At 47.0% G+C, this 16,111-nt stretch carries 17 protein-coding genes and 1 riboswitch; of the genes, 13 read left to right on the top strand and 4 right to left on the bottom strand.

Annotation, left to right across the window (positions count from 1 at the left end):
• Positions 1–23: 23 nt before the first annotated feature.
• From C7R93_RS08325 to proS, 5 genes are all read left to right on the top strand, one after another.
• Positions 24–1,034, top strand: a complete 1,011-nt coding sequence (locus C7R93_RS08325; RefSeq protein WP_106838384.1) for an ABC transporter ATP-binding protein — start codon at positions 24–26, stop codon at positions 1,032–1,034.
• Positions 1,027–1,821, top strand: coding sequence for an ABC transporter permease (locus C7R93_RS08330; RefSeq protein ID WP_106838385.1), 795 nt, complete (start codon positions 1,027–1,029; stop codon positions 1,819–1,821). The genes C7R93_RS08325 and C7R93_RS08330 overlap by 8 nt, the downstream gene beginning before the upstream one ends.
• A 3-nt stretch (positions 1,822–1,824) precedes the next feature.
• Positions 1,825–2,622 carry an ABC transporter permease gene (locus C7R93_RS08335; RefSeq protein WP_106838386.1) on the top strand — a complete coding sequence of 266 codons (798 nt, stop codon included), beginning with the start codon at positions 1,825–1,827 and terminating at the stop codon, positions 2,620–2,622.
• A gap of 305 nt (positions 2,623–2,927) precedes the next feature.
• A riboswitch (FMN riboswitch) is annotated at positions 2,928–3,082 on the top strand.
• A 232-nt stretch (positions 3,083–3,314) separates the two neighbouring features.
• A complete protein-coding gene (locus C7R93_RS08340; protein ID WP_106838387.1) occupies positions 3,315–3,926 on the top strand; it encodes an ECF transporter S component in 612 nt (203 codons plus the stop codon).
• Positions 3,927–4,237: 311 nt separating this feature from the next.
• Positions 4,238–5,704 carry a proline--tRNA ligase gene (proS, locus tag C7R93_RS08345; RefSeq protein WP_106838388.1) on the top strand — a complete coding sequence of 489 codons (1,467 nt, stop codon included), beginning with the start codon at positions 4,238–4,240 and terminating at the stop codon, positions 5,702–5,704.
• Between the two features lie 50 nt (positions 5,705–5,754).
• On the opposite strand, the gene C7R93_RS08350 is transcribed toward proS, so the two are convergent.
• Positions 5,755–6,393, bottom strand: a complete 639-nt coding sequence (locus C7R93_RS08350) for an HAD family hydrolase (protein WP_106838389.1) — start codon at positions 6,391–6,393, stop codon at positions 5,755–5,757.
• A 63-nt stretch (positions 6,394–6,456) separates the two neighbouring features.
• Entirely contained in the window at positions 6,457–7,074 is a 618-nt protein-coding gene (locus C7R93_RS08355; protein ID WP_106838390.1) for a winged helix-turn-helix domain-containing protein, read from the bottom strand.
• Between the two features lie 156 nt (positions 7,075–7,230).
• Here C7R93_RS08355 and bcp point away from each other — a divergent pair, with 156 nt between their 5' ends.
• The 4 genes from bcp to C7R93_RS08375 are packed head-to-tail and all read left to right on the top strand — an operon-like array spanning position 7,231 to position 10,135.
• The gene (gene bcp, locus C7R93_RS08360) at positions 7,231–7,701 is read left to right on the top strand and encodes a thioredoxin-dependent thiol peroxidase (RefSeq protein ID WP_106838391.1); all 471 of its coding nucleotides are present in this window, start codon (positions 7,231–7,233) and stop codon (positions 7,699–7,701) included.
• 36 nt (positions 7,702–7,737) lie between these two features.
• Entirely contained in the window at positions 7,738–8,790 is a 1,053-nt protein-coding gene (locus C7R93_RS08365) for a M42 family metallopeptidase (protein ID WP_106838392.1), read from the top strand.
• A gap of 9 nt (positions 8,791–8,799) precedes the next feature.
• On the top strand, positions 8,800–9,561 hold the full coding sequence (locus C7R93_RS08370) for a class I SAM-dependent methyltransferase (RefSeq protein WP_106838393.1): 762 nt from the start codon (positions 8,800–8,802) through the stop codon (positions 9,559–9,561).
• Positions 9,562–9,586: 25 nt separating this feature from the next.
• Positions 9,587–10,135, top strand: a complete 549-nt coding sequence (locus tag C7R93_RS08375; RefSeq protein ID WP_106838394.1) for a cob(I)yrinic acid a,c-diamide adenosyltransferase — start codon at positions 9,587–9,589, stop codon at positions 10,133–10,135.
• Positions 10,136–10,173: 38 nt separating this feature from the next.
• On the opposite strand, the gene C7R93_RS08380 is transcribed toward C7R93_RS08375, so the two are convergent.
• Complete coding sequence (locus C7R93_RS08380) at positions 10,174–11,085, bottom strand: SDR family oxidoreductase (protein WP_106838395.1); 912 nt, start codon at positions 11,083–11,085, stop codon at positions 10,174–10,176.
• Between the two features lie 118 nt (positions 11,086–11,203).
• Here C7R93_RS08380 and nth point away from each other — a divergent pair, with 118 nt between their 5' ends.
• From nth to C7R93_RS08395, 3 genes are all read left to right on the top strand, one after another.
• Positions 11,204–11,887 (top strand): endonuclease III, encoded by a 684-nt coding sequence (gene nth / locus C7R93_RS08385; protein ID WP_106838396.1) that lies wholly within the window; start codon positions 11,204–11,206, stop codon positions 11,885–11,887.
• Between the two features lie 153 nt (positions 11,888–12,040).
• Positions 12,041–12,475, top strand: coding sequence for a peroxide-responsive transcriptional repressor PerR (perR, locus tag C7R93_RS08390; RefSeq protein WP_017250178.1), 435 nt, complete (start codon positions 12,041–12,043; stop codon positions 12,473–12,475).
• Between the two features lie 272 nt (positions 12,476–12,747).
• Positions 12,748–14,481 (top strand): glycosyl hydrolase family 18 protein, encoded by a 1,734-nt coding sequence (locus C7R93_RS08395; RefSeq protein WP_106838397.1) that lies wholly within the window; start codon positions 12,748–12,750, stop codon positions 14,479–14,481.
• A gap of 95 nt (positions 14,482–14,576) precedes the next feature.
• Here the strand turns inward: C7R93_RS08395 and C7R93_RS08400 are convergent, their stop codons facing one another.
• On the bottom strand, positions 14,577–14,951 hold the full coding sequence (locus C7R93_RS08400; RefSeq protein WP_047073749.1) for a YgzB family protein: 375 nt from the start codon (positions 14,949–14,951) through the stop codon (positions 14,577–14,579).
• A 117-nt stretch (positions 14,952–15,068) separates the two neighbouring features.
• Here C7R93_RS08400 and C7R93_RS08405 point away from each other — a divergent pair, with 117 nt between their 5' ends.
• Complete coding sequence (locus C7R93_RS08405) at positions 15,069–15,929, top strand: hypothetical protein (RefSeq protein ID WP_106838398.1); 861 nt, start codon at positions 15,069–15,071, stop codon at positions 15,927–15,929.
• Positions 15,930–16,111 lie beyond the last annotated feature (182 nt).

The following is a 16,111-nucleotide window of genomic DNA, read 5'->3' on the forward strand; positions in this document are numbered from 1 at the left end:
CGAAGAAAAAAGGACGGTTTTCCATGATTCAGGTAAATCATTTACAAAAGGATTTCCGCATCCATCAGTCCAGACCGGGCCTTGGTGGTGCTTTTCGTGATTTGTTCAGTCGGGAGTATAAGACGGTAAAAGCGGTAGATGACCTTTCCTTTACAGTAGAGGAAGGCGAAATGTTCGCGCTGATCGGGGAAAATGGTGCCGGAAAATCGACCACGATCAAGATGCTGACAGGCATTTTAACCCCGAGCGACGGCGAAATTGTCATCAATGGCTACGTGCCTTTCAAGCAACGGGAAGATTACGTTCGTTCTATCGGAGTTGTTTTCGGGCAACGCTCTCAGCTTTGGTGGGATCTATCACCGTTAGAGTCTTTCCGTCTGCTGAAAAGTGTTTATAAGGTCGATGAGATCGAGGGAGAAAAGTGGCTGGAGCGTTTGATCGAGGAGCTGGAGATTACGCCATTCGTCAGTCAGCCTGTTCGCAAGCTGAGTCTTGGCCAGCGGATGCGCTGTGAAGTAGCTGCATCTTTGATTCATAAGCCGCGCCTGTTGTTTTTGGATGAACCGACAGTGGGACTCGATGTGCTCGTTAAACAAAAAATCCGCGAGTTTCTCCGCAATCTGAACGAGACGGAAAATATGACGATCTTGTTGACGACGCACGATGTGTCTGACATCGAAGCACTCTGTAAACGCGTGCTTGTCATGGACAAAGGGAAGCTGATCTTTGATGGCTTGCTGAATGACCTCAAGGAAAAATGGGGCAATGGCACAGAGGTGTCATTCCAAATGAAAAAGCGTACTTCAGCAGCCGTACTCCGTCAGGCGCTGGGAGAGATGCCTTGTAAGATCGAGCAAATCAATGATTTTACCCTCAGTGTAAAAGTAGCGCGGAGTCAGGAAATGCTGCCTTTTGTTTTGTCGACGGTCATGTCATCCTTTGAAGTCAGTGACGTGAAAATCGAGGAGACGAGCACAGAGGATATCGTTCGCAATATTTATTCCTCAGATCAAGAGGTAGCTAGCCATGCGTAAGCTTTATATGGAACTCATTCGCATGAGGTTTTTGACGATGCTTGCCTATCGCGTGAACTACTACAGCGGGATCATTATCTATGCGATCAACATCGGGGCGTACTACTTTTTATGGGGAGCGATCTACGGAGGACAGCAGCAGCTGGGCGGGCTTACTGTGGAACAGATGACTTCCTACGTTGCGATTGCTTGGATGTCACGGGCGTTTTATTTTAACAACATCGATACAGAAATAGCGCAGGACGTCCGAGAGGGCAAGGTCGCGATTGAAATGATACGCCCTTATAATTACTTGTCCGTGAAAACGGCCCAGGCGTTTGGTGAAGGGATCTTTCGTTTTCTCTTTTTCGCGGGTCCAGGGATCTTCCTTATCAGCCTGATCATTCCGTTCAGCTTCCCGGCGACAGCGAGTGGATGGGGGCTATATTTGATCAGCTTGATGTGTGCGTTTTTGATCAATACACAAATCAACCTCGTGACAGGCTTGCTGACTTTCTTCCTGTTTCGAAACGATGGCATGATGCGAGCCAAGCGGGTCGTAGTGGATCTGTTGTCTGGTCTCGTGCTGCCGATCAGCTTTTTCCCGGGCTGGGCGCAAACGGTAATGGGTTACCTTCCATTTCAGGCCGTCAACTACTATCCGAGCCTGATCTTCACAGGTGCCATTACAACGCAACGTTCTTGGGAATTGATCGGTTTTCAGGTCATCTGGATGTTTGTCATACTGGTTCCCATCTTGGTGATGTGGCGTCTTGCCCGCAACAAGCTGGTTGTGCAAGGAGGGTAGAGCATGCAAAACATGAGACATATTTTCAGTATTTTTGCCGACTACCTGAGCCAGTACTTCAAGACGAGACTTGCCTATCGAACGGATTTTATCGGGGATTTTGTGTCCAATCTGGTTTCTGAATTGATCAATCTCATCTTTATTATTGTCGTGTTCACGCATGTTCCGCTTATGGGGGATTGGACGCGTGACGAGATTATCTTTATCTATGGTTTCTTTTTGGTTCCATATGCGTTGTTCTCGATGTTCTTCGGTTTTTGGGACTTCAACGAACGGTATATCATCCGGGGCGAGATGGATCGCATTCTGACGAGACCGATTCACAATCTGGCGCAGGTGTGCCTCGAGTCGATTGCGCCAGACCGCATTTTTGGGGTCATAACCGGGATCATCATCATGGGGTATGCGGCGATTCAACTCGATTTGTCGTTTTACTGGTACGATGTGTTCATCTTTATCGGGCTCTCGATCAGCGGGGCGCTGATTTATGGTGGCGTGTATACCGCGATTGCTGCGGTTAGCTTCTTTTCCGACTCGCGGACAGGGATTGCCCCAATGATCTACAACATCCAGCAATATGGGCGCTATCCGGTAGATGTGTACAACAAGGCCATACGCTTTGTGCTCACCTACGTGCTACCGTTTGCCTTCGTAGGTGTTTATCCGGCAGCTTACTTTTTGCGTAAGGAAGTCTGGTACACTTATGCTGCAATGACTCCGGTAGTGGCTGTCATCTTTTTCGGGATCGGACTGATAGTCTGGAACTGGGGAGTTACGAAGTATCGGGGAGCGGGTTCTTGATTATTTATAATTTGAAGTCATTGTGGTAATAATTGGATGTCAAAACTTGGTGTGAAATAGACCGCAGAGTTGTCAACTCTGAACTGTTACCCGTTAGAGGGTCACTTTTTTCAAAGTGTCCATCTAACGGGTAACAGTTCAGTTCACTCAAGGGCGGTCTATTTCTTTTTGGTCAAGGTAACTACCAAGCGGATTAATGTTATACCTACTAAATAGATCGGATAAATAAACAATAAGTGTCGAACTGGCAGTTTCCGCTATTGTCAAATTAAAAAACAGCAGTATAATATGCTGTATACAACTACACATTCCTTCGGGGCAGGGTGAAATTCCCGACCGGCGGTGATCATGCTTTGTGCATGTTAAGCCCGCGAGCCTCCCGAGCTGCAAGTAGCGACGGAGTGCAGGATCTGGTGTGATTCCAGAGCCGACAGTACAGTCTGGATGGGAGAAGGATGACGACAGTACGTTTATCACACGTGCTTGTTTGCCTGTGCAAACGGGATGAGAACGTAGAGGCCAGCCCTCTTGTTTCTTGTACCTTTTATTTGCGCACGGTTTTGTCATACGCTTGCAAATGCCCTGTGGAACTTATAGCCACAGGGTTTATTATGTTTGTGTGACCAGACGTGTGAGCTTACAACGACTGTTGCCATTCCTCAAGAAGGAAGAAAAATGAGGAGATGGTAAACATGAAAGAAACAGCGCTGCATTCTTCGCGCACACGTGCAACCCAGAAGCTGGTGACGATTCCCATGCTTGCGGCCGTTGCATTTATTCTGCAGTATCTCGAGGTTCCCGTTCCGCTCATGCCAAGCTTTTTGAAGCTCGACTTCAGTACCCTCCCGGCATTGATCGGGGGACTCATGTACGGACCTGTAGCCGGCGTTATTATCGAGGTACTGAAAAATACACTGCACATGCTCTTCAAAAATACAGACGGTCTTTTGATCGGTGAGCTCGCAAACGTCGTAGCAGGATCAAGCTTTATTTTTGCGGCTGTCTACATGCAGCGTCTTGGTCAAGGCAAAAAAGGATTCCTGACTGGTCTTGCTCTGGGAACGCTGTTGATGACGATTGTCATGGCTGTGGCGAATGCATATGTGCTGTTGCCTGCGTACGCTGTACTATATCAAATGCCGATTGAACAGCTTTTGACTATGTTCAACGCGACAAGTATCTGGTCACTGGTTCTTTACGGAATCGTGCCGTTCAATCTTTTTAAAGGTATCATGATTTCTGTGGTGGCCTATCCGATCTACGTGAAGCTCGGATCTCGAATTGCTGCCCGTACTAGCAATTGACAATTCCAATGTGACTCGCTAATATGTGTAGTTAATAGAAAGTACAAAAGGCTATGAAAGGACCCGCAGCTATACCCTCGTGACAGAGAGTCGGCCCTAGTCTGGAAGGCTGATACGTAAAGGATAACTGCACCCCATCCTGAAGCCGCTGGTGAAGAGCTCAGCCGGATGCCCACCGTTATCGGGTTATCGAGAGGACTATGGCGTATGCTGTGGTCAATCAGGGTGGTACCGCGGAAGTTGATCCTCCGTCCCTTTTTGGGATGGGGGATTTTTGTATTTTACGTAAGAATAAAAAGGAGCGTAGACGGATGAAAGAGGACAAAGCGTTTGTAAAAGAAATTACACCGCAATCGGAGGATTTTTCGCGTTGGTACATCGATGCCATAAAAAAGGCGGATTTGATGGACTACACACCGGTACGCGGCTGCATCGTGTTCAAGCCAGATGGCTTCGAGCTGTGGGAGCGAATTCAAGAGGCGATGAATAAGCGCTTCAAGGAGACAGGGCATCGCAATGCCTATTTCCCGATGCTGATCCCCGAGTCCTTTTTTCAAAAAGAAAAAGAGCATATCGAGGGCTTTAATCCAGAGCTGCCGTGGGTAACAGAGGCTGGTGGCGAGCCGCTAGAGGAAAAGCTCGCGCTTCGTCCAACCTCGGAGACGATCATCGGACATATGTACAGCCAATGGATTCAGAGCTACCGCGACTTGCCTGTACTGATCAACCAATGGGCAAACGCGTTTCGCTGGGAAAAGCGGACGATGCCTTTCTTGCGGACATCGGAATTCCTCTGGCAGGAAGGCCACACGGCACATGCGACAGAGGAGGAAGCTCGTCAGGAAACGATGCAAATGCTGGAGATTTACCGGGAGGTCGTCGAGCAGGAGCTGGCAATTCCGGTTTGGAAGGGACAAAAAACACCGAGTGAGCGCTTTGCCGGTGCTGTGGACACGTATTCCATCGAGGCCATGATGAAGGATGGCAAAGCAGTGCAAGCGGGCACCTCGCACTATTTGGGTGATAAATTCGCGCGCGGCTTTGAAATCAAGTTCTTGGATCGTGACAATCAGTTCAAGTACGTTCACACCACATCATGGGGAACCTCTACACGACTGATTGGTTCGATGATCATGGTGCATGGCGATGACCGCGGTCTAGTGTTGCCGCCTCGCATGGCTCCGACACAGGTTATTATGATCCCAGTTGGTCCGATGAAGCTGCGCGAGAAAGTAATGGAGGCGTTTGATCCACTCTTTGACGAGATTAAGGCGGCAGGAGTGCGTGTGCGTGCTGATCTTCGCGAAGAAACACCAGGCTGGAAGTTCAATGAGTGGGAAATGCGCGGGGTTCCGCTGCGCCTAGAGCTCGGTCCGCGTGACGTGGAAAATGGTCAAGTAATTCTGGCTCGTCGTGATACAGGGGAGAAGATTACGGTTCCGCTTGAAGGTATCGCACAGACAGTTGCTCAACTGTTGGAAGAGATTCAGCAAAATATGTTCCAAAAAGCACTAGCCTTTCGTGATGAGAACTCATATTTCGAGATAGATACGCTGGAGCAGCTATCCGCTCATATTTCAAAATGCGAGAGCGAAAACAAGACGAGCGGATGGGTGTTAGCTGGCTGGTGTGGGGACGATGCTTGTGAATCGAAGGTCAAAGAAGAAACCAAGTTCACTTCACGCAACATTCCGTTTGAACCTCCTGTACAAAAGAAAGTCTGCATTTGCTGCGGCAAAGAGTCACAGCATAGCGTCTGGTTCGGACGTGCGTATTAATCAGAATAGGGTGTGTCCACGCTTCGGCGTCTGGACACACCTTTTTTCATTTAGCGTCCGAGTATCCAATCGGTAAAAGCTTGCACATCCGTAAAGTGGTAGTCAGGCTCGGGATCAAATTTTCCCGACTTTTGTGTGACCAGAAGCCAATTCACACCGACTGTTCGCAAACCAGCCGCACGGCCAGCCAACACATCGGCATCACTGTCACCAACGAAAATGGTTTCCGCAGGAGTAGCGCCTAGCTGTTTCATAGCGGTAAAAATACCTTCTGGATGAGGCTTCGGATGGGTGACCTCATCCCCTGTGATCACGACGGAAAAATACGAATCTAATCCCCATTCTCGAAGGGAGATGTCAGCGCTTGTGCGCCCTTTTCCTGTTACGATTCCCATTTGGATACCTGCTGTGTGAAGTTCGTCGAGCATGCTTCGAATATTTTCCGGGTTTTGTACGCGGGAGTGTTCATCTGTGTATACACGATAAAAATGAGCGAGGGCGTTGTCATGAGCATGTGTGGGAAGCTTGTTTTGCAAAATGCCTGTCTCTGTGGGGCCAAAGAGAGCTACAATCTGTTCGTCCGTATAATGCTCCTGCAAAAACTGCTGAAAAGTAGAGCGAAAAGCGGTGAAGATCAGGGGGAGGGTATCGGCAACTGTGCCGTCGAAATCAAACAAAATCGTCCGCATTGGAGTCCTCCTTTGATTAAAAAATGAAAGAAAACCATCGTATCTGATGGTTTTCTTGGTGACTTACTCATCCGAATCATCAAAAGGAGCATCTACATCATCTGTTGGATCAGCTGGGGTCAATGGAAACAGGGTATCGAAAAACTTGAATTTTCGACGACCAGATTCCTTTTTGAACCCTTTGTACTTTTGCAACAGATCAGAGATTTCTTCGACAAATTGATTACGTTCATCTTGACTCAGATAAAACTCGGTCAAATTATAAGCAAACGTATTTTGGTATTCTTTCCGAACATCTTGGTCGCTGGCGACGAAGCGGTTGAGAGTCCTCATGAGGTCCTTTTCCGTAGTTCGAAACGGTGTAAACATGACATCACTTAATTGTTGAGCGTTTTCTTCAATCATCAATTGAAGCTTGACCTGAATGACCTTGGCAACGGGCTCATAATATTTCTCCACGATTGAGCCTTTTACCCGGGTATCCACTTGCTCGAGCAACCCAACACGCACGAGCTCCTTCACATGATAATGTAGCCGTGCTGCATTTTCGCCTAGTTCTGTAGCGATTTGTTTGGCCGTTCTGGGCTCCAAATCTTCAAAGAGTTCCAAAATTTTAACACGTTCCGCTATAGCAAGCGATTTCAACGCTTCTGGATCTGTTACTTCAAAAAACTCTTTCATGTTAATTCACCATCCAACTGACTAGGCCAAATTTTATTTTTTTTTATTCTATCCTTTTCTGAATCAAAGCGCAACTTGTATGCGGATGAAGTGGATACTAGATTGTGGTAAAATGGGACCAGCGAAAACAGGATATTATCGAGAGGAGGGAAAAGTTTGACGGCAGTAGGACAAGCTGCACCTGCATTTACTTTGCAGGCGAGCAACAATCAGACCATCTCACTTTCCCAATTTCATGGACAAAATGTGGTGCTTTATTTTTATCCGAAGGACCAAACGCCTACATGTACCACAGAAGCATGCGACTTTCGTGACTTCCATTCGGGCTTTGCAGAACTGAATACAGTTGTTCTCGGAATCAGTCCGGATTCTGTGAAATCGCATGACAAATTTATAGCGAAGCACGAATTGCCTTTTCAACTTGTGGCAGATCCGGATCACCAAGTGGCAGAGGCTTATGGTGTGTGGGTGTTGAAAAAAATGTACGGACGAGAGTACATGGGCATTGAACGCACGACGTTCGCCATTGATAAAGAAGGCAACATCGCAAAAGTATGGCCAAAAGTAAAGGTCAAAGGGCATGTGCAGGAAGTTCTTCAATTTATTAAGGAAGAGCTTCAATCCTAACGTTTATTTCGCAATGGGCGAATGGAGGACATACAGATGAGCGTATCCACGGAATATGTTGTGCAAAGCTTTTGCCAATTGGCGAACATCCCAAGTCCATCTGGCAATACAGAAAAAGTAATGGCCTGGGTTGCACAAGAGTTAGAAAAGCTTGGCGTTTCCTATAAACGGACAAACAAAGGGGCAATCGTTGCAACAGTAGCGGGGGCCAATAACGAAAAGGCAAGACTCTTGACAGCTCACGTCGATACGCTGGGCGCGATGGTAAAAGAAATAAAGGGCAATGGGCGCTTGAAGCTGACCTTGATCGGCGGTTTTGCATTCAATGCGATTGAAGGGGAGCACTGCGTTGTAGAGACTAGCAGCGGTCGTCTTGTAACCGGTACCATTCTGTCCACCAAAGCTTCCGTGCATGTTTACAGCTCAGAAGCGGGCAAAGCCGAGCGCAATGATGCGAATATGGAAGTCCGACTGGATGAAAAGGTCACAAACAAAGAGCAGGTACTTGCGCTGGGGATTTCCGTCGGAGATTTTGTCTCTTTTGATCCGCGGGTGACTGTAACGGATAGCGGCTTTATCAAGTCCCGTCATATCGACGACAAAGCAAGTGTAGCTGTATTGCTGGGGGTTCTGAAAGAACTAAGTGAATCCAGTCTGAAGCTGCCTTACACCACACACTTTTTTATTAGCAATAATGAAGAGATCGGCTACGGTGGCAACTCCAGCATCCCTGCCAACGTGGTGGAATACCTTGCTGTCGACATGGGAGCGATTGGTGACGGACAGACGACGGATGAGTATTGTGTGTCCATTTGTGCCAAGGATTCCACAGGACCTTACCACTACGGATTGCGCAGCCATCTGACCAAGCTCGCACAAGCGAACGGTTTGAACTACCAAGTGGACATTTATCCTTACTATGGTTCTGACGCAAGTGCGGCATTGAGAGCCGGGTATGACGTTGTCCATGGCTTGATTGGACCGGGAGTAGATGCTTCCCACTCCCATGAACGTACACATAAAGAAGCGCTCGACAACACGGCAAAGCTCGTTATGGCTTACCTTCAATCAGAAGAAATGCAAGCATAGGAGGACCATATGAGCAATATGTATCAATGGGCTGACTACTATGATCTCACACAACGCGGTGTTGCGGGTGATGTTGAGTTCTATCTGGAACAAGCCAAGCTGGCAGGGGGAAAAGTGTTGGATCTCGCTTGCGGCACCGGAAGAATCAGCATTCCGATGGCGCAGGCTGGCATCGACGTTACCGGAATTGACTTATCCCAGGATATGCTGGCAAGGGCCCAGGTAAAAGCAGAGGAACAAGGTGTAACATCCGGCTTGAAGCTATTGCAAGGGGATATGCGGGCCTTTGATCTGCAGGAGTCATTCTCGCTGATTATGATTCCTTTTCGGTCGTTTTTGCACCTTTTGCATGTTCAAGAGCAAATGAAGGCTTTGACGTGCATTCGCAAGCATCTGGCTCCAGGCGGGAAGTTCATCATGAACGTGTTTGTGCCCAAGATTCAGCATTTTTACGAGGAAAATGAAAAAATGTCCTTGCGTGGCACCTATCCACTCCCATCGGGGGAAGAGGTTGCGATGTGGGATTACACCCGTTATGACCATTTTCAGCAACTGTCTGAAGTGACACGCATATACGAGCGTACGGATGCACAGGGAGTTGTGACGGAACGGGTGAAGGGGCGATTTACTATCCGCTACATTTTCCCCGCGGAGCTCCATCATTTGCTTCGCTTAAACGGCTTGAAGGTCACACAACGATACGGATCTTTTGCAAAAACACCTTTTGATGCAAATAGCTCAGAATTGATTCTGGTCGCAGAAGCTTTGTGAACGGAACCAAAGGAGGGGATACGGAATGAAGATTTATACAAAGTCAGGGGATAAAGGTGAGACATCACTGGTTGCAGGTGTCCGCGTGCCGAAATTTGCGGACCGTGTAGAGGCATACGGTACGTGTGATGAAGCCAACTCGCAGATAGGATTGGCACTGGCTCTGTTACCTGCGACGGAAGAGTGGAAGGGATTGCAGAATGTCTTCCATGTCATTCAGACAAAACTGTTCCATGTAGGGGCTGAACTGGCAACGCCAGAAGGCAAAAAAGTAGGTTGGCCTATTTCAGAAGAGGATGTTACTTTTCTGGAAGAGCAAATTGACAAGCTAGATGCAGAGTTGCCGCCACTCACCAATTTTATTTTGCCTGGGGGTCATCCGGCAGCCGCCGCCTTCCATGTTTCGCGTACGGTCGTCAGACGTGCAGAGCGCAAAGCTGTCCATGTGGCACAGCAGGAGCAGGTAAACCCGTCCGTGGTCAAATACCTCAACCGATTGTCCGATTACCTTTTCGTTGTGGCTCGTCATATTAATAAAGAGACAAATGCAGTTGAGAAAACGCTGCACGAATAGGCAAAAGCCCCCTGGAATCAATCAGGGGGCTTCCTTTTTTATTTGGTACGCAGGTAAGTGGTGATTCCCGGGAGAAAGTCGATTTTCTCTGTGTGAAAAGTATCGTAGAGAAGCTTTCCGTCCTTACATGCGTTTCCTTCTAGCAGCATAGTGAGCTGCGTATTGGTAATAGGAAAGAATGGGAATCTCTCCATCATATTTACTACAGGCTTCATCAAAGCAAGGGGAATGTGAATCTTGTTGACCTTCCGCTTACCGATGGCCTCGCCAATCGCATCTAGGATTTGGCCGTAGGAGAGTGGTTCGGGTCCACCTGTTTCGTAGGTTTGATTGGTTGTCTCAGGTCGGCTTAAGGCTTGGACGAATACATCGGCGACCGTCTTGCGAGCGACTGGCTGCAAAGGGTAGGAACCATCACCAATGACCGGTGTGACAGGTAACCGAACCAGATCGGCGAGCATGTTCACGAATTCATCCCCAGCACCAAAAATAACAGATGGACGGAAAATGACGTACGAAATACCGCTTGCTTGCACTAGCTGCTCCGCTTCGTATTTGGTACGGTGATAGGCGCTAGTAGCGTTTTCACGTGCGCCCAGGGCACTCATATGTACAAAGCGCTTGATTCCAGCTTGCTTGGCGGCTTCCAGTACATTTTTTGTGCCTTCTACATGAATACGAGAAAAGAGAATGTTTTTCCCCGGTTGTTCGCGAATAATTCCGACGAGATGGATGACAGCATCGCAGCCTTGCATCGCTCTCAACAACGATTCTTTATCAAACAGATCGCCAGTTGCTTCTGTTATATTTGCATTGGCGGTTTCGTAGTAGGGAAGCTTACCTGTTGAACTAGTCCTGGTGAGGCAAACGATCTCATGCCCCTCTGCCTGCAAGCGTTCGAGTATACCCCGTCCAACAAACCCTGTGGCACCAGTCAGGAATACTTTCATGGAAAACCTCCTCCCGTTAAATACTTCCAGACTCATTGTACATCATGTGCAGTCTGCGGTGCTATCGATCGCTGTGTTGACCAAGACGGTATAATGGAGGGAAAAGGGGGATATATTTATGGCACAACGCAAAGTACCTGTTGCCGACATTTTGGATAATTTGCAGCAGCTTTATCCGGATGCGCACTGTGAATTGAATTATACAACCCCGTTTGAACTTCTCATTGCGACCATTCTTTCTGCCCAATGTACAGATAAACGGGTGAATGAGATTACAGCACCCATGTTCCAACAGCTAAACCAGCCGGAGCATTACCTTCATTTGACACAGGAAGAAATGGAAGAGCATATAAAAGGGCTCGGTTTGTATAAGAATAAGAGTAAAAACATTTTAGAGACCTGTAGAATCTTGTATGAAAAATACAATAGCGTAGTTCCACAAACGCATGCCGAGCTCGAAGCGTTGCCAGGGGTAGGAAGAAAGACTGCCAATGTCGTTTTGTCCAATGCATACGGGATTCCTGCGATAGCGGTGGATACGCATGTATTCCGTGTCGGGAACCGACTAGGCCTTGCGAATAGCGACAATGTGGACGAAGTGGAGCGTCAGCTCATGAAGCGCATTCCAAAAGAGAAGTGGACGGATGCGCATCATTGGCTAATCTGGCACGGCAGACGTGTATGCTCGTCGCGTAATCCTCAGTGCGGCAGCTGTACAATTCAATCCATGTGTAAGTTTGCACAGGCGGAAGCAAAAAAAGTTAAGAAACCTGCAACCAAAATGCCTGCAAAAGTAAAGTAAAAAACCTGATTTTCCACTTCTTTCTGTCCAAATCCGATGAATGGATATTGACAGTTTTCGTTGACTAGACGTACACTTATTTATAGTAATTCTAATCAATGACATTAGAGAAGCTGTTCTTTTGTCTTGCGAAAGACTGTGGGGTGTAACAAGATGGTACAACGTGTGGAGAAAGCAGTTGAAATCCTCAAGAATACCGGGGTTCGCATGACACCTCAGCGCCATGCAATTTTGACCTATTTGCTGGAAACGATGACTCACCCGACGGCTGACGAAATATATAAAGCCCTTGAAGGCAAATTCCCGAATATGAGCGTTGCAACGATTTACAACAATCTACGAGTCTTTAAAGATGCTGGATTGGTTACAGAGCTCACTTACGGGGATGCGTCCAGCCGATTCGATGCCAATGTGGAAGAAGATCATTATCACGCGATCTGTTCCACCTGTGGTGCAATCAGGGACTTCCACTTTCCGTATTTGCGGGATGCAGAAGTAGCTGCTTCCAAAGACATCGGCTTCAAAGTAACCGGACATCGTATGGAAGTTTATGGCGTTTGTGATTCCTGTCAAAAGAATCCCCACTAAGAATGTGTTTGATGAATGAGCACCTCCTGCTTGAATCGGATAATCCCGGTGATGCAGGGGGTGTTTGTTTTTGGATGACATAGCCCTTTCTGTCGATATCTGTAACCTTTTGGCTTCTCGTACGTCTTTTCTTGGTAGGAAGCTTGTCCGTGAATTACCAGAATACAAAAGGTTGTGAATGGATTGAACCAACGTTATGATCGAAATAATGAGTCAAATCATACAGCCCAAGTCAGAAGACAGGCTTATGTACCGGGAAGCAGGTGGAGAGTATGAGCAGGGAGTCGGGTAGAACTCTGCGACCAAGACGAAGAAAACGAAGGGTTTTTCGCACGTTGTTTTTGTTAAGCTTTTTATTGTTGGCCATCTTTGGCAGTATTTACTGGTTTTTTGTGCTCCGTGCCTCAACTGTGCATGTGCAGCCGTATGATGGTGATAAAAATGTGATTGTATACGAAGGCTCACGGAAAGATCCCTCGTATATATTGGAATCAGAGCAAATATTGCTGCCCTTTGATTTCATTAAAGAAAACATTGATCCTGCGATTTTCTGGGATGAGCCTACACGTTCGGTTATCGTCACGACGAAGGATAAGGTGCTTCGTATGGAGAGCGGAGAAGTTGTCGCTTATCTGAACAAAAAACCTGTGGATTTACTCGTTCCGGTTAAAGAGGTCGACGGAACACGCTATGTCCCGCTGGATCCTTTGGCAAAGCTATATCCTTACTCTTTTGAGCGAAAAGCAGATACGGGTGTCCTGGTCGTTGAAAAAGAGGGCTACGAAATCCAGCAAGCGAAAGTGATCGCTGCAGAGGAAAAACAAGCTGTCCGTACCGGTGCTTCTCACCGAACCCCGATCGTAGCAGAGCTGTCGTCAGGAGAGGTTGTCGACGTTCTTGGCAAAGAGGAAAACTGGTATCGCGTTTTGACGGCCTCGGGAGTAGGGGGATTCATTTCAGAGAAAAGTATTGAAATGACGGATGTGCGCAAAGTTCAGTTGGAGCACGCGACTGCTACCGGACAACAAGAAGCTGCTTGGAAGCCTGAGGGGAAGATCAACCTCGTATGGGAGCACGTCGTCAGTAAAAATCCGGATGTTTCAAAAATTAGTGCATTACCAGGGGTAAATGTAGTTTCTCCTACTTGGTTTGAAATGAAGGATGCAGAAGGAAATCTGTTGAACAGGGCCGATCCTGCATACGTGAAATGGGCCCATAATAGGGGCTACAAGGTATGGGGTCTAGTTACAAACGGCTTTAATCCAGATTGGACCAAGTCTGTTCTCAGTAGCTATGACAAGCGAGATAAGTTAATTGCCCAACTCTTATACTACGCTCATCTTTATGATCTCGATGGCATCAACATCGATTTTGAAAACGTGTATTTGGAAGAAAAAGAGGAGCTCGTACAGTTTGTTCGGGAGCTGACGCCGTATCTCCATCAACAAGGACTGACCGTTTCTATAGATGTGACGATCAAGTCAAACGCGAAGCAATGGTCCATGTTCCTGGATCGGAAAGCTTTGGCGGAGGTCGTTGATTATGTTGCGGTGATGACATATGATGAGCACTGGGCAGCGAGTCCAAAAGCTGGTTCTGTCGCATCATTGCCATGGGTGGAGCGGGGCTTGCAAGGAGTTTTGGAGGAAGTCCCTAACGAAAAGCTCTTGCTGGGTGTACCTTTTTACACACGCTTGTGGACAGAAGCCAAGCAGGCTGATGGCACTGTGAAGGTGAGCTCTAAAGCTTATTCCATGACAAAAGCGCAGGATTGGATCAACGAACGCAAGCTGACGCCAGTTCTGGATGAAGCTTCAGGTCAACATTACGTGGAGTATAAAGACCCGAAAGATGGCAACGTCTATAAAATGTGGATAGAAGATGTAACTTCTATGAAGAAGCGTATGGAGATCGTCAATAAGTACGACTTGGCGGGTGTAGCTTCTTGGCGCCGTGGTTTTGAGGTGCCGGAGATATGGCAAGCAATTGACGAGACTCTGAAATAAAAGATAGACAGCTTTCACGAAAGAAAGCCACCTGTGCTCCCGAATGCTCGGGAATTAGCAGGTGGCTTTTTACATATAGATGAAAAGGAATCATATTATGTCTGGTTTTGCTGAGGATGTCCGTCTTCTAGGCGTAAAGGTTGTCCACAAAACATACAGGCGTCTTCTTTTCCCAACATCTTCGTCACTTTTTGGCATGAAGGGCACTGCACCTGTGGAGCTGAAGTGGAGACCATCCCGGAAATCATAAACAAGACTGTACTGCCCATTGTCAGAATGAACCCGATGATCAAAAGCAGCGTCATAAAAATGTAAGAGCCTTTTAAGAGGCTTCCAAGTAAAGGAATAAAGTCCAAATAACCTGCAAAAAATGCGTACCCTGTATACATCAGCAAAATGCCGATTACCATGCTCCAGTTGCCCCATGTGCGCATGCGTTTGATCTTGCTCAGGCGTTCTGTATTTTTCATGATCATTCCTCCTACCCTATAGTATAGCATACAAAGGATTTGTCTGTTGACAAGCAGGAAACGGACAAGACTTGTAGAATCCATAAGTTCAACCCAGGGGGCAGGGAGGAACAAGGCATGACTTTGAGGCAGACGTATCTGAAAAATCTCCAGCAGCGCTTGGATGTGCAAGCAGTGCTTGTTTTGAATGATTCAGATATGCTAGTCCCATTTCGTGAGGGAATCTTTTATTTCGTCGTAGTAAATGAGCCCCAAGCTGATGGTAAAATCCGCAGGATGCTATTTCAAGAACAGGTGATCATTGAGCAGCAAATCAGCACGTGGCAACTGGAGAAGGGAGCCATCTGCGGTTTGGATGAACGACTTGCCGAGATGCTTCGAAGGGCGGAAATCATTTGGGACAAAGATCATTATATGAAACAAATGAAACTGCGCCTCGCAAGTTTGTCATCTTCTCTCCAGAAAAAACATATCTGTAAGGAGTATTCCCAAAGCCTTCGTTTTTTTCACGAGACAAAAGAGTTTTTGCAGCAAGGCATGATGCTGGATGCGCATCACTCTGCCATTCAAACGATTCACTATTTGGCTCGTCTCATTGTATATGAAGCGGGAGATCATCCTCAGCCAGCTTTATGGACGCAAGTTAAACAGATAGATCCTTCTATTTATAAGCTGTATGAGGAGCTATCTTTTAATGCAGAAGCATTGGAGAAGCGAATTGAACTGCTTGTGCTGGCCATTGAATTTTGGATCGCATCTAGAACTAAGGAATCTGTACGATATCTGGTTGAGCTTATGGAGACAAAGGCAGGGCCTTGGCGTTTGGAAGAGTTGATGAATCATCCAATGATTCAAGAGGCTGAGATCGAGATTCCTCTCGTGATAGACAAGATGCTCCAGCGCTTGTTGATCCAAGAGATCGTATGCAAAGAAGGAGAAAATGGTGACAGAGAAACAGGTTTTATTTTAATGGGGTAAAAAAATTTCAATTAATGTTGACTTCTGTTTGCGATCCATGCTATATTAACAAACGTCGCTGCTGCACTAACGCAGAGCGGTCGAGAAAAAAGTTTTAAAAAACACTTGATTTCACGAGTGGATATGTGGTAAATTAAGAAAGTCGCCTCTGGGCGATGAAACAAAAATGCTCTTTGAAAACT

The organism is Brevibacillus fortis, assembly GCF_003013395.1.
GTDB lineage: Bacteria > Bacillota > Bacilli > Brevibacillales > Brevibacillaceae > Brevibacillus > Brevibacillus fortis.